The sequence below is a fragment of the Kitasatospora sp. NPDC030952 genome, assembly GCF_055571335.1.
Genome location: NZ_JBVIFM010000009.1, coordinates 275,870 through 289,032, shown reverse-complemented (window position 1 = coordinate 289,032; position 13,163 = coordinate 275,870). Strand labels below are relative to the sequence as shown.

Sequence of the window (13,163 nt, the reverse complement as noted above, 5' to 3'; positions counted from 1 at the left end):
CTGCAAATTGCTCGGTGCGCTTGCTGGGCACCAGCCTAGGGCCTGTCCTCAACCCCCCGTCTGCGGGGCGGACGACGGGCGATCGAGGACAGGTCCGTGCGTCACCCGGCCGACCGGCCCCCCGCACCCAGGGCCCGCCCCAACACCTCCACGACCCGCACCTGCTGGGCCTCCGTGAGGTGGGGGTGCAGCGGCAGGCTGAGCAGTTCGCGGGCGGCCCGTTCGGCGACCGGGAAGGCGCCCTCGCGGTGGCCGAGCGGGCGGAACGCGGGCTGGAGGTGCACCGGGACGGGGTAGTGCACCCCGGCGCCGATCCCGGCGGCGTGCAGCGCGGCGAGCACCGCGTCCCGGCGGCCGCCGGCGATCCGCACCGGGTAGAGGTGGCGGACGTGCTCGTTGCCCGGCGCGGTGGACGGCCGCCGGACGCCCGCCAGGCCCTTGAGCAGTTCGTCGTAGCGGTCCGCGGCGGCCCGGCGGGCGGCGTTCCAGGCGGGCAGCCGGCGCAGTTTGGCCCGCAGCACCACGGCCTGCAGCGCGTCCATCCGGGAGTTGAAGCCGAGCCGCTCGTGCACGTACTTGTCGCGGGCGCCGTGGTCGCCGATCAGCCGTACGGCGGCGGCGAGTTCGTCGTCGTCGGTGAGCACCGCCCCGGCGTCGCCGTAGCCGCCGAGGTTCTTGCCCGGGTAGAAGCTGGTGGCCGCGATCCGCCCGTACGCGCCGCGGCCGTTGCGCCGGGCGCCCTGGGACTGCGCCGCGTCCTCCACCACCGGGCGGTCGCCGGCCAGTTCCAGCAGGGCCTCCATCGGCGCGAACTGGCCGAACAGGTGGACGGGCAGCAGGGCCACCGCGCCGGGCAGGGCGGCGGCGGCCCGTTCGGGGTCGATCAGCAGGTGTTCCGGGTCGACGTCGACCGGCACCGGGCGCAGCCCGGCCCGCTGCACCGCCCCGGCGGTGGCGACGAAGGTGTTGGCGGGCAGCACCACCCCGCCGCCGGGCGGCAGGTCCAGCGCGCGCAGGGCCAGTTCCAGGGCGTCGGTGCCGTTGGCGGCGCCCACGCAGTGCCGGACGCCCGTGAAGGCGGCGTACTCCCGCTCGAAGGCGGCCACTTCGGGGCCCTTGACGAACCACCCGCCGGCCAGCACCCGGTCGAACCCGGCCCGCACCTCGGCCTCGACCTCGGCGTGCGCGGCCGCCAGGTCGACCAGCGGGATCCCGGGGCTCATCGGACGGCCTCCCGGTCGCCGGCGCCCACCGGCACGGTGATGCCGCCGAGTTCGAGGCTGAGCGAGGCGGCCTCCAGGAGTTCCAGCACCCTCACCCCGGCCCGGCCGTCGGTGAGCGGGGCCCGGCCCTCGACGATGGCGGCGGCGAACTCGGCCATCACGTTGCGCAGCGCCTCCTGTTCGACCAGCGCGGGGGCGACCATCTCGCCGACCCGGTAGGAGATCAGCGCCCGGTGCCGGATGGCGTCGGTGAGCTGGTCGGGCGGGGTGAGGTCGACCCCCCGGTCGTGCACGGCCAGCCGGGCCTGCGGGTTGAGGTCGTCCCAGACCAGGGTGCGCCGGGAGCCGCCGATCAGGGTGGTGCGGACCTTCGTCGGGGAGAGCCAGTTGACGTGGCAGTGCGCCAGCGCGCCGTTGCTGAGCCGCACCGTCAGGTAGGCGACGCAGGCGCGGCCGGCCCCGATCGGGTCGGCGCCCTGGGCGGAGACGCCGACCGGCACGACGCCGGGCGGCAGCACGAAGTCCAGGATGGACAGGTCGTGCGGAGCGAGGTCCCACAGCACGTCGACGTCCGGCTGCACCAGGCCGAGGTTGATCCGCACCGAGTCGAAGAACTGGACGTCCCCGATCTCCCCGCCGTGCACCAGCTCGCGGATCCGGCGGACCACCGGGGTGTAGCAGAAGGTGTGGTCGCACATCAGCACCAGCCCGGCGGCCTCGGCCAGTTCGACCAGCTCGGCGGCCTCGGCGGCGGAGGTGGTGATCGGCTTCTCCACCAGCACGTGCTTGCCGGCCTCCAGCGCGGCCCGTACCAGCGGGTAGTGGGCGCCCGCCGGGGTGGCCACCGCGACGGCGTCCACCCGTTCGTCGGCCAGCACCTGCTCGTACCGGCCGCTCGCCCCGACGGTGCTGTACTCCCCCAGCACGGAACGGGCCTTGGCCTCGTCCAGGTCGCACAGCCAGTGCAGCCGCAGCGCCGGGGTGTACTGGGCGTTGCGGACCAGCTTCGGGCCCCAGTAGCCGGCCCCGACCACCGCGAGGCCCACCGGCCGTTCCGGCACCGTCCGGGGCGGCTCGCCCGGGGTGGGCACGTGCCCGCCGGGCGCCTGGTTGGCGGTCTCGGCCGCCCACTGCTTCGACGTCATCGCTGGGGCCCCCTCACGGGGCGGGCGCACCGGCCCTCCCCGGCTCCGGCGCCGGAGCGGGCACGGGCCCGCCCCGACGGCATCAACGTCCGGCGCGGGCAACGGAGTCGGCCCGGCCGGTAGGGCCTGTCCGGCCGGCCGCGGCCCCTTCGGCTCGCTGCCGGAACGGTACCGGCCGGGGCCCGGGGGCGGGGGCGGTTTCGGGAGATCGGGGGACAAGTCGTGACGAGGGTGTGCGGATGCGACCAGGGTGCCGTCAGGATTCGGGTGGGACGGGACCGCGAACCACCACCGACCGCACGGGTGTTCGCCCGGCCCCGCACCCCGGTTGTGCGGTTGTCGGTGTCGAATGACAGGCTTGCCCCGGTCCACCAGGAGCCAACAGGAACCGGACCGCCAGGAACGAGGAGGAGGACACCGCATGACCACCGGTGAGCCGGCGGGCCCGCCCGTGCTGCGCCACCTCCGCGACAGCCTGCTGCCCGCCGTCGCCGCCGCGCTGTCGCTCAAGGGCGGCGAGGTGCACACCCTGGCGGGCGACAAGGCCGACCGGCGCCCGGTCCTGCACCCGCTGGTCGGCGACTTCCTGGACGCCCTGCCGGCCGAGGCCCGGGAGCGGTTCACCGGCCGCTGCCCGGAGGCCGTCCTGCTCTCCCAGTACCTGACCACGGTCGACGGCAGACGCTCCAAGCGCGCCGCCCGCAAGCCGATGAGCCTGCCCGAGGCCCGCAAGGCGCTCAAGGGCTCCCGGATGACCACCCTCCGGATCCGTGAGGAGGGCGACCCGGCACACGGCACCCACGCCCCGCCGTGCCGCTCCTGCGCCCCGATGCTGGAGCACTTCACCGTGCTGAGCGTCGCCGTCGGTCCGCCGGCGCGCTGAGCCGTCCGCACGCCGGGCGCCCGCGCCCGGCCGCCCCCGTACGTCCCTCGTACGTCCCTGTCCCCCAGCCCCGGAGCACGCCCTGAACCCGCCCAGCCCGCCCCCGCCCCCGCCGGCCACCCTCGCCCCGGCCACCTTCGCCCCGGCCGCCGAGCCCCCGGCCGGCGGTGCGCGGACCCGCCCGCGCTTCCCCGCCGAGGTCGCCGCCGAACTCAAGGCGGCCGGCTGGCACCCCGGCCGCTGGCAGATCCGGCAGGCCGAGGAGTGGGCCGACGCCCTGGTCGGGCACGGCGGTCCCGACGGCGTCCCGCACGCGGTGTTCCCGGCGGCCGTGGAGGCCTGGGCCGAGTTCGGCGGCCTCGCCTTCGACCTGTCCGGTCCGGGCCGCCAGCTGGCCCGCACCCCGTTCCTGATCGACCCGATGCGCGGGCTGCACCAGCCGCGCACCCTGTTCGACCTCGGCCGGGCCCTGGGCAGCCGGCTCGCCCCGCTGGGCGAGGAGGCGTACGGGCAGGCGCTGCTGGCGGTCGACGAGGAGGGCCGGGTCTACAGCCTGGACCACACCGGCGAGTGGTTCCTCGGCCACGGCATCGACCAGGCGATCAGCGCGCTGGTCCTGGGCACCGCCCCGGAACGGCTGCGCACCGCCGGGGAGTAGGGCCAAGCCACTGACGGCCGGGCCCACTGACGGCCGGTCAGGCCCGCCCTAGCGGAGCCGGTCCCCCCGGACGGCCAGCCGGGACGGCAGCACCGCCTCCACCCGGAAGCCGCCGTCCGCCTCCGGTCCGGACGAGAAGGTGCCGCCCAGCGCGACCACCCGCTCCCGCATCCCGACCAGCCCGTTGCCCCCGCTGGGCAGCTGCGCCGCGGCCCGCTCCCCGCCCGGGCAGGCGTTCACCACGCTCACCCGCACCCCGTTCGGCGCGTACGCGAGCAGCACCGACACCTGGGCGCCGCCCGCGTGCTTGTGGGCGTTGGTCAGCCCCTCCTGGACGACCCGGTAGGCGGTCTGCTCGGCCTCGCCGGTGAACTCCTGCCGGCTGCCGCTGACCGTCAGGGTGACCGCCATCCCGGCCGCCCGGGACTGGTCCACCAGCCGGGGCAGCCCGGCCAGCGAGTCCGGCTCCGGCTGCCGCTCGTCGTCCATCCGCAGCACACCGAGGATCTCGCGCAGTTCGTTCAGCGCCTGCCGGCCCACCTCGCCCATCAGCCGGGCACTCTGCGCGGCCTTCTCCGGGTCCTTGACGGCTATTCGCTCCAGCGCCCCGGAGTGCACCACCATCAGCGAGACCCGGTGCGCGACCACGTCGTGCATCTCCCGGGCGATCCGGGTGCGCTCCTCCAGCCGGGCCCGGCGGGCGCGCTCCTGGGCCTGTTCGGCCAGCAGGTCGAGTTCGGTCTCCAGGCCGTGGGCGCGGTCCTTGAGCGACTCGATCAGCCGCCGCCGCGCCCCCACGTACAGGCCGGTGACCACCGGCGCGACGGTCAGTCCGACCGCGACCAGCAGCGACAGCAGGACCATGCCCCACAGCGGCGGCCGCTCCCCCAGCGAGTCGTCCGGGGTCATCAGCGACACCGCCATCACCGCGACCGCCTCGGCGAAGGCCAGCCCGGACAGCGCCACCACCCGGCGCCGCCGGGAGGGCCACTCCCAGGTCTCCGCCAGCGTGTACAGCGCGACCACCAGCAGCAGTACGCCGAGCATCCCGGGCAGCACCAGCAGGGTCGCCAGCACCGGGACGGCCGGCCAGCGCCGGCGCACCACCAGCGAGCCGCCGGCCAGCGTTCCGAGCACCGCGATCCCGACCGCGCCCGCGGTGGTCACGTGCATCCGGGCGGACAGGAAGGAGATCGTGCTGGCCGAGCACTCGACCGCGGCCAGCAGCGCCAGGCCGATGTCGAGGAGGGCGCTGCGCCGGCGCCTCCACCACCAGAACGACCGGTCCGGCACGCGCTCCCCAGGCGACTTGCTCATGCCTCACAGATTAAGCGGCAACCCCTTCCCTTCCCCACCGGGATTGCCCGGTACGCCCCCCGAAGCCCCTAAGTGGTCCAGACCACAGGTGGTTTTCGGCAGGCCTGTCCGCCATCCGGCCACCTCGCGGACAGCAACCGCCCCGACACCTATGCTGGTCGCGTCGGACAGCGCGGTCCGCACGCGTCACACCCGCCACACTGCGCGTGGACCTGTGACGATGAGCCGTTGCCGAACCCCACCACCACAGGGAGCCAGCTGTGACCGCTCCGGTCCCCGCCCCGGCGGACAGCCCCACCGCCATCGCCGACAATGCCGCCCTGCGCGCGGACATCCGCCGCCTCGGCGACCTGCTCGGCGAGACGCTGGTCCGCCAGGAGGGCCCCCAACTGCTGGGCCTGGTCGAACAGGTGCGGCTGCTCAGCCGCACCGACGGCGAGGCCACCGCCGAACTCCTCTCCGACATCGACCTGGAGACGGCCGCCAAGCTGGTCCGGGCCTTCTCCACCTACTTCCACCTCGCCAACGTCACCGAGCAGGTGCACCGCGGCCGGGAGTTCGCCACCCGCCGCGCCCGCGAGGGCTCGCTGCTCGCCCAGACCGCCGACCAGCTCGCCGAGGCCGACCCCAAGCACCTCCAGGACACCCTGGCCCACCTCGCGGTCCGCCCGGTCTTCACCGCCCACCCCACCGAGGCCGCCCGCCGCAGCGTGCTCAACAAGCTGCGCCGGATCGGCGAACTCCTCGACCGCATCCACCGCGAGGAGCTCGCCTCCGGCCTGGTCGCCGCCGACCCGGCCCGCACCAGCAGCGCCAAGCGCTCCGCCGACCGCCGCCTCGCCGAGGTCATCGACCTGCTCTGGCAGACCGACGAACTGCGCATCGCCCGCCCCGAGCCCACCGACGAGGCCCGCAACGCCGTCTACTACCTGGACGAGCTCTACCGCGAGGCCGTCCCCGAGGTGCTGGAGGAGCTGCACGAGGAACTCGCCCGGGTCGGCCTGAACCTGCCCGACGGCGTGCGCCCGCTCACCTTCGGCACCTGGATCGGCGGCGACCGCGACGGCAACCCGAACGTCACCCCGCGGGTCACCTGGGACGTCCTCAACCTCCAGCACGAGTACGGCATCAAGGACGCCCTCGCCGCGATCGACGACCTGCGCAACACCCTCTCCACCTCCGAGCGGCTGGCCGGCGCCTCGGTCGAACTGCTCGCCTCGCTCAACACCGACCTGCACCGGCTCCCCGAACTCAGCCCCCGCTACAAGCGGATGAACGCCGAGGAGCCGTACCGCCTCAAGGCCACCTGCATCCGGCTCAAGCTGGAGAACACCCGCGAGCGCCTGGCCGGCGGCACCCCGCACGTCGAGGGCCGCGACTACGTCGGCACCCGCGAACTGATCGCCGACCTGCGGCTGATCCAGGACTCGCTGCGCTCCCACCGCGGCGAGCTGATCGCCGACGGCCGGCTGGCCCGCGCCATCCGCACCATCGAGGCCTTCGGCCTCCAACTCGCCACCATGGACGTGCGCGAGCACGCCGAGGCCCACCACCACGCCCTCGGCCAGCTCTTCGACCGCCTCGGCGAGGAGGCCTGGCGCTACGCCGACATGCCCCGCGAGTACCGGCAGAAGCTGCTCGCCAAGGAGCTGCGCTCGCGCCGCCCGCTCGCCCCCACCCCGGCCCCGCTGGACGAGGCCGGCACCAAGACCCTCGGCGTCTTCAACACCATCCGCGAGGGCTTCGAGCGCTTCGGCGACGAGATCGTCGAGAGCTACATCATCTCGATGTGCCAGGGCGCCGACGACGTCTTCGCGGCCACCGTGCTGGCCCGCGAGGCCGGCCTGATCGACCTGCACGCCGGGATCGCCAAGATCGGCATCGTGCCGCTGCTGGAGACCACCGAGGAACTCCAGCAGGCCGACCGCATCATGGACGAGATGCTCTCCGACCCCTCGTACCGGCTGCTGGTCGCGCTGCGCGGGGACGTCCAGGAGGTCATGCTCGGCTACTCCGACTCCTCCAAGTTCGGCGGCATCACCACCTCCCAGTGGGAGATCCACCGCGCCCAGCGCCGACTGCGCGACGTCGCCCACCGCTACGGCATCCGGCTGCGCCTGTTCCACGGCCGCGGCGGCACCGTCGGCCGCGGCGGCGGCCCCTCGCACGAGGCCATCCTGGCCCAGCCCTGGGGCACCCTGGAGGGCGAGATCAAGGTGACCGAGCAGGGCGAGGTCATCTCCGACAAGTACCTGCTCCCCTCCCTCGCCCGGGAGAACCTGGAGCTGACCATCTCCGCCACCCTCGCCGCCTCCGCGCTGCACACCGCCCCGCGCCAGGCCCCCGAGGAACTGGCCCGCTGGGACGCCGCGATGGACCGGGTCTCCGAGGCCGCCCACACCTCCTACCGCGCCCTGGTCGACCAGGAGGACCTGCCGAAGTACTTCTTCGCCTCCACCCCGGTCGACCAGCTCGCCTCGCTGCACCTGGGCTCCCGCCCGTCCCGCCGCCCCGACTCCGGCGCCGGGCTGGACGGCCTGCGGGCCATCCCGTGGGTGTTCGGCTGGACCCAGTCCCGCCAGATCGTCCCCGGCTGGTACGGCGTCGGCTCCGGCCTCGCCGCCGCCCGCGCGGCCGGCCTGGGCGACGTGCTGGACGAGATGTACGGCCAGTGGCACTTCTTCCGCAACTTCCTGTCCAACGTCGCCATGACGCTGGCCAAGACCGACCTGCGGATCGCCCGCCACTACGTCGAGCAGCTGGTGCCCGGCGAGCTGCGGCACATCTTCGACCAGATCGTCACCGAGCACGAGCTCACCCTGCGCGAGGTGCTCCGGCTCACCGGCGAGAGCGAACTGCTGGAGCACAACCCGGTGCTGAAGCAGACCTTCACCGTCCGCGACGCCTACCTCGACCCGATCTCCTACCTCCAGGTCGCGCTGCTGCGCCGCCAGCGCGAGGAGGTCGCCGCCGGCCGCCCGGAGGACCCGCTGCGCGCCCGCGCCCTGCTGCTCACCGTCAACGGCGTCGCCGCCGGCCTGCGCAACACCGGCTGACCGCCGCCCGGACACGCGTCGGGGCCGGTGCTCTCCACGAGCACCGGCCCCTCGCCGTAGGTCCCTACTCCGCGGGCTCGCCCGCGCGCCGGCGCTTCAGCCACAGCGCCGCGCCGCCGGCCGCGACCACCAGGCCGCCGCCGACCGCCAGCAGCCCCGCGTCCGGGCCGACCGACTCACCGAGCACCGGGGCGAACTGGGCCGCCGCGGGCTCCGGCGAGACCACCGGATCCGGCTCGGCCACCGGTTCGGCGTGCGCCACCGCACCGCCGGACAGCAGCACCCCGGCCGCCCCCAGCGCACCGGCGGTGCCCATCCGTCGTCCGAGCTGCTTCAGCCGGACCACCCGGAGCCGCCGAAGTCGGCGGACCGGACGCAATCTGCGCATCGAGAACTCCCCAGGACCCGTTCGCCTACCGGGCCGACGCTATCCGATCCCGCACAGGCTTCTCACACGGATTCAGGTTTGCCGGGCAAGCGTTGTACGACTGTTGTGTACCCGGCACAGCGTGCACATGACGCCGCGTCAGGAGTTGTACGAACCCTGCGCCCGCTCCAGCCCCTCGGACAGCAGCGCCTCCACCGCGTCCGCCGAGCGGTCCACGAACCAGTCCAGTTCCTTGCGCTCGGTCGAGGAGAAGTCCTTCAGCACGAAGTCCGCGACCTCCATCCGGCCCGGCGGCCGGCCGATCCCGCAGCGCACCCGGTGGTAGTCCGGGCCGAGCGACTTGGTGATCGACTTCAGCCCGTTGTGACCGTTGTCGCCGCCGCCCAGCTTCAGCCGCAGCGCCGCGTAGTCGATGTCCAGCTCGTCGTGGACGGCGATCAGCGCCGAGGCGGGCGCCTTGTAGAAGTCCCGCAGCGCCGTCACCGGCCCGCCGGAGAGGTTCATGAAGGACTGCGGCTTGGCCAGCACCACCCGCTTGCCCGCCAGCCGTCCCTCGGCCACCTGGGCCCGGCTCTTGTGCGCCTTGAACTTGGCGCCCATCCGCTGCGCCAGCAGGTCCACCACCATGAAGCCGATGTTGTGCCGGTTGCGGGCGTACTGCTCGCCCGGGTTGCCCAGCCCCACCACCAGCCAGGGGCCGTCGTACTCGTCCGCCATCCTCTTCCTCCTTCGCGCTCGACGTCATCATCCCGGACACACCGCTGCCCCGGCCGCTCCAGGGGAGCGACCGGGGCAGCGGTCAAAAGCTCAGACGCGGGAGGCTCAGGCCTCGGCGCCCTCGGCCTCGGCGGCCTCGGCCTCGGCCGGGGCGGCCTGGGCGGCGATGACCTGCAGCACGACGGCGTCGCCGTCGACGGCCAGCGTGGTGCCGGCCGGCAGGACGATGTCCTTGGCGAGGATGGAGGCGCCGGCCTCCAGGCCCTCGATCGAGACGGTGACGGCCTCGGGCAGGTGGGTGGCCTCGGCCTCGATCGGCAGGGCCTGCAGGACGTGCTCCAGCAGGTTGCCGCCGGCGGCCAGCTCGCCCTCGGTGTGGACCGGAACCTCGACGCTGACCTTCTCGCCACGCTTGACCAGCAGCAGGTCGACGTGCTCGATGGTGCGCTTGATGGCCTCGCGCTGGACGGCCTTCGGCAGGACGTACTCGTCCTTGCCCTCGATCGGAACGACCAGCAGGGCGTTCGGAGTCTTGAGGGCCATCATCAGGTCGTGGCCGGGCAGGTTCAGGTGAACCGGGGTGTGACCGTGGCCGTAGACGACACCGGGGACGAAGCCGGCGCGGCGGGCGCGACGGGCGGCACCCTTGCCGAACTCGGTACGGGTCTCAGCGGCAAGGCGGATCTCGGACACGACTGCACTCCTCGTGAAGACTGGCGCGGGGGTGCAGGCAACGCGAAAAACCGCCGGGCCACACCCTCAGTACGTTCGGGGGTCACTCGGCGGCAACGAACTCTGCCGACGGACGGGATCCGCCACCGGCAGCGCGTCGATCACGGTGTCGGTGTCCGTCGAGCGGGCACACGGCATCCCTCGCCGAGCAGTTTCACGAGTCTAACCGCACCGGCCCCCTCCCGCGAAATCGGCCCCCGGCGGCCGAACGGCGGGCGGCCCCGGACCGACGTCGGTCCGGGGCCGCCCGCGTGGGGCTTCGTCAGTGCACGCCCTCGAAGAGGCTGGTGACCGAGCCCTCCTCGAACACCTCGCGGATCGCGGCGGCGATCGACGGGGCGATGGAGAGGGTGGTGATCTTGTCGAGCTGGAGCTCCGCCGGGGTGGGCAGGGTGTTGGTGAACACGAACTCGCTCACCCGGGAGTTCTTCAGCCGGTCCGCGGCCGGGCCGGAGAGCACGCCGTGGGTGGCGGCCACCACGACGTCCGCGGCGCCGTTCTCGAACAGCGCGTCGGCGGCGGCGCAGATGGTGCCGGCGGTGTCGATCATGTCGTCGACCAGGACGCAGACCCGGTCCTTGACGTCACCGACGACGTCGGCCGACAGGATGGTGTTGGCCCGGGTGATGTCGCGGCGCTTGTGGATGATCGCCAGCGGGGCGTCCAGCCGGTCGCACCACTGGTCGGCGACCTTGACCCGGCCGGCGTCCGGCGAGACGACGGTCAGCTTGTCGCGGTCGACCTTCCCGCCGATGTAGTCGGCCAGCAGCGGCAGCGCGAACAGGTGGTCCACCGGGCCGTCGAAGAAGCCCTGGATCTGCGCGGTGTGCAGGTCGACGGCCATCAGCCGGTCGGCGCCGGCCTGGCGCAGCAGGTCGGCGATCAGCCGGGCCGAGATGGGCTCGCGGCCGAGGTGCTTCTTGTCCTGGCGGGCGTACCCGTAGAACGGCAGGATCGCGGTGATGCTCTTGGCGGAGGCCCGCTTGAGAGCGTCGATCATGATCAGCTGTTCCATGATCCACTGGTTGATGGGAGCCGTGTGGCTCTGCATCACGAAGCAGTCCGCGCCGCGCGCCGACTCCAGGAAGCGGACGTAGATCTCGCCGTTGGCGAAGTCCAGGGCCTTGGTCGGGACCAGCTCGGTCCCCAGCGCCTCGGCAACCTCCTTCGCCAGCTCCGGGTGGGCACGGCCGGAGAAGAGCTTGAGCTTCTTCTCACCCGACGTCGTGATCCCGCTCACTGCACCGTCTCCTCGCGTTGCGGACGCTGAACCCCGTTCCCGACGAGGGCAGGCGCAGCCCGCACTCACGGAGGATCGGGGAATTGTCGGTACGCCTGGACACGGGCGGAAAGCCCAGTGGCGCACGTATGTCCCCCAGGTTACGCGCCCGCGCAGAAACCGTCCGCCCCGGGGACCGGCCGACCGGCCCCCGGCGGGAGCGTCAGGCCTGCGCGGCGCCGTCCGCCGCGGCCTTGGCGGCCTGCGCGGAGGTGCTCCCGGGGCGCTTGCGCTCCACCCAGCCCTCGATGTTGCGCTGCTGCGCGCGGCTCACGCCGAGTGCGCCGGGCGGAACGTCGGTGGTGATGACCGAACCCGCGCCGGTGTACGCGCCGTCGCCGACGGTGACCGGGGCGATGAACATGTTGTCCGAGCCGGTGCGGCAGTGCGCGCCGATGACCGTGCGGTGCTTGTTGACCCCGTCGTAGTTCACGGTGACCGAGGCCGCGCCGACGTTGCTGCCCTCACCGATGGTGGCGTCGCCGATGTAGGAGAGGTGCGGCACCTTGGCGCCCTCGCCCAGCTCGGAGTTCTTCACCTCGACGTAGGTGCCGACCTTCGCCTTGCGGGCCAGCTTGGCCCCCGGCCGCAGGTAGGCGTACGGGCCGGTGGCGGCCAGCTCGCCGATCTCGGCGCGGTCGGCCGTGGTGTTGCTCACCCGGGCGCCGGCGCCGACCAGGGTGTCCCTGAGGGTGGAGTTCGGGCCGACCTCGCAGTCCTCGCCGAGGTGGGTGGCGCCCTGCAGCTGGGTGTTCGGCAGCACGACGGCGTCCGGCTCGTACGTCACCTGGACGTCGATCCAGGTGGTCGCCGGGTCGACCACGGTGACGCCCGCGCGCATCGCCCGCTCCAGCAGGCGGTCGTTCAGCAGCCGGCGGGCCTGCGCCAGCTGGACCCGGTCGTTGATGCCCAGGATGTCCCGGTGGTCCTCGGCGACCACGGCGCCGACCCGGTGCCCGGCCTTGCGCAGGATCTCCAGGGTGTCGGTCAGGTACTCCTCGCCCTGCGAGTTGTCCGTGGTGAGCTCGGCCAGCGCCTCGGTGAGCAGCTTGGCGTCGAAGGCGAAGACGCCCGAGTTGATCTCGGCGATCGCGCGCTGGGTGTCGGTGGCGTCCCGCTCCTCGACGATCGCGGCGACGGTGCCGTCCTCGTCGCGCAGGATCCGGCCGTAGCCGAAGGGCTCGGGGACGACGGCGGTCAGCACGGTGACGCCGTTCTGCTGCGCCTCGTGCGAGCGCGCCAGCCGGCGCAGGGTGTCCCCGGTCAGCAGCGGCGAGTCCCCGGCGGTGACGATCACCGTGCCGTCCAGCGTCACTCCGTCGGCGGCCAGCACCTCCAGCGCGGTGCGCACCGCGTGGCCGGTGCCGTTCTGCTGCTCCTGCACCACCGGGCGGGCGGCCGGGTAGTGCGCCGCCAGGTGCTCCTCGACCTGCTCGCGCTGGTGGCCGACCACCACGACGAGCTGGCCGGGCGTCAGTTCTCCGGCCGCCGAGACCGCGTGACCCACCAGCGAGCGCCCGCACACCTCGTGCAGCACCTTGGGCAGCTTGTTCGACTTCATCCGGGTCCCGCCACCGGCGGCGAGCACGACAACGGCGGCAAGCGAATTGGCACCCATGCGGGGAGGCTCCTCAGTAGGTTCACAGAGAGGGCAGAGCAGGCCAGAACGCGGATCCGCACATGTGCTCTGGCAGTTCGAGGATAGTGCGAGCCCGCGGGCCGGAATGCCAGCAGCCCGGCTCGCGCATGCCTGCCCGCGGCCTTA

11 protein-coding genes are annotated in these 13,163 nt (G+C 73.5%); 3 read left to right on the top strand and 8 right to left on the bottom strand.

What is annotated here, in order from left to right:
* Positions 1 to 101 precede the first annotated feature (101 nt).
* Both ACZ47G_RS18710 and ACZ47G_RS18705 read right to left on the bottom strand, forming a co-directional pair.
* Positions 102 to 1,223, bottom strand: coding sequence for a DegT/DnrJ/EryC1/StrS family aminotransferase (locus tag ACZ47G_RS18710; RefSeq protein ID WP_465743940.1), 1,122 nt, complete (start codon positions 1,221 to 1,223; stop codon positions 102 to 104).
* Entirely contained in the window at positions 1,220 to 2,368 is a 1,149-nt protein-coding gene (locus tag ACZ47G_RS18705; protein WP_465743938.1) for a Gfo/Idh/MocA family protein, read from the bottom strand. Before ACZ47G_RS18705 ends, ACZ47G_RS18710 begins: the two co-directional genes overlap by 4 nt.
* A gap of 421 nt (positions 2,369 to 2,789) precedes the next feature.
* Between ACZ47G_RS18705 and ACZ47G_RS18700 the strand changes: the two genes are divergently transcribed.
* Together ACZ47G_RS18700 and ACZ47G_RS18695 are read left to right on the top strand one after the other, a co-directional pair.
* Positions 2,790 to 3,251: a YwqJ-related putative deaminase gene (locus tag ACZ47G_RS18700; RefSeq protein WP_380457246.1), complete on the top strand. Its 462-nt coding sequence runs from the start codon at positions 2,790 to 2,792 to the stop codon at positions 3,249 to 3,251.
* 82 nt (positions 3,252 to 3,333) lie between these two features.
* A complete protein-coding gene (locus ACZ47G_RS18695; protein WP_465743991.1) occupies positions 3,334 to 3,909 on the top strand; it encodes an SUKH-3 domain-containing protein in 576 nt (191 codons plus the stop codon).
* Positions 3,910 to 3,957: 48 nt separating this feature from the next.
* On the opposite strand, the gene ACZ47G_RS18690 is transcribed toward ACZ47G_RS18695, so the two are convergent.
* Positions 3,958 to 5,226, bottom strand: coding sequence for a sensor histidine kinase (locus tag ACZ47G_RS18690; RefSeq protein ID WP_465743936.1), 1,269 nt, complete (start codon positions 5,224 to 5,226; stop codon positions 3,958 to 3,960).
* Between the two features lie 260 nt (positions 5,227 to 5,486).
* Here ACZ47G_RS18690 and ppc point away from each other — a divergent pair, with 260 nt between their 5' ends.
* Complete coding sequence (ppc, locus tag ACZ47G_RS18685; protein WP_465743934.1) at positions 5,487 to 8,282, top strand: phosphoenolpyruvate carboxylase; 2,796 nt, start codon at positions 5,487 to 5,489, stop codon at positions 8,280 to 8,282.
* A gap of 64 nt (positions 8,283 to 8,346) precedes the next feature.
* Here ppc and ACZ47G_RS18680 read toward each other — a convergent pair whose 3' ends face one another.
* The 5 genes from ACZ47G_RS18680 to glmU form a co-directional block, all read right to left on the bottom strand.
* The gene (locus ACZ47G_RS18680; RefSeq protein WP_465743932.1) at positions 8,347 to 8,670 is read right to left on the bottom strand and encodes a hypothetical protein; all 324 of its coding nucleotides are present in this window, start codon (positions 8,668 to 8,670) and stop codon (positions 8,347 to 8,349) included.
* Between the two features lie 138 nt (positions 8,671 to 8,808).
* A complete protein-coding gene (gene pth / locus ACZ47G_RS18675; RefSeq protein ID WP_380457239.1) occupies positions 8,809 to 9,387 on the bottom strand; it encodes an aminoacyl-tRNA hydrolase in 579 nt (192 codons plus the stop codon).
* Between the two features lie 105 nt (positions 9,388 to 9,492).
* On the bottom strand, positions 9,493 to 10,080 hold the full coding sequence (locus tag ACZ47G_RS18670; protein ID WP_465743929.1) for a 50S ribosomal protein L25/general stress protein Ctc: 588 nt from the start codon (positions 10,078 to 10,080) through the stop codon (positions 9,493 to 9,495).
* Between the two features lie 301 nt (positions 10,081 to 10,381).
* Positions 10,382 to 11,359: a ribose-phosphate diphosphokinase gene (locus ACZ47G_RS18665; protein ID WP_465743927.1), complete on the bottom strand. Its 978-nt coding sequence runs from the start codon at positions 11,357 to 11,359 to the stop codon at positions 10,382 to 10,384.
* 202 nt (positions 11,360 to 11,561) lie between these two features.
* Positions 11,562 to 13,016 carry a bifunctional UDP-N-acetylglucosamine diphosphorylase/glucosamine-1-phosphate N-acetyltransferase GlmU gene (glmU, locus tag ACZ47G_RS18660; RefSeq protein ID WP_465743925.1) on the bottom strand — a complete coding sequence of 485 codons (1,455 nt, stop codon included), beginning with the start codon at positions 13,014 to 13,016 and terminating at the stop codon, positions 11,562 to 11,564.
* Positions 13,017 to 13,163 lie beyond the last annotated feature (147 nt).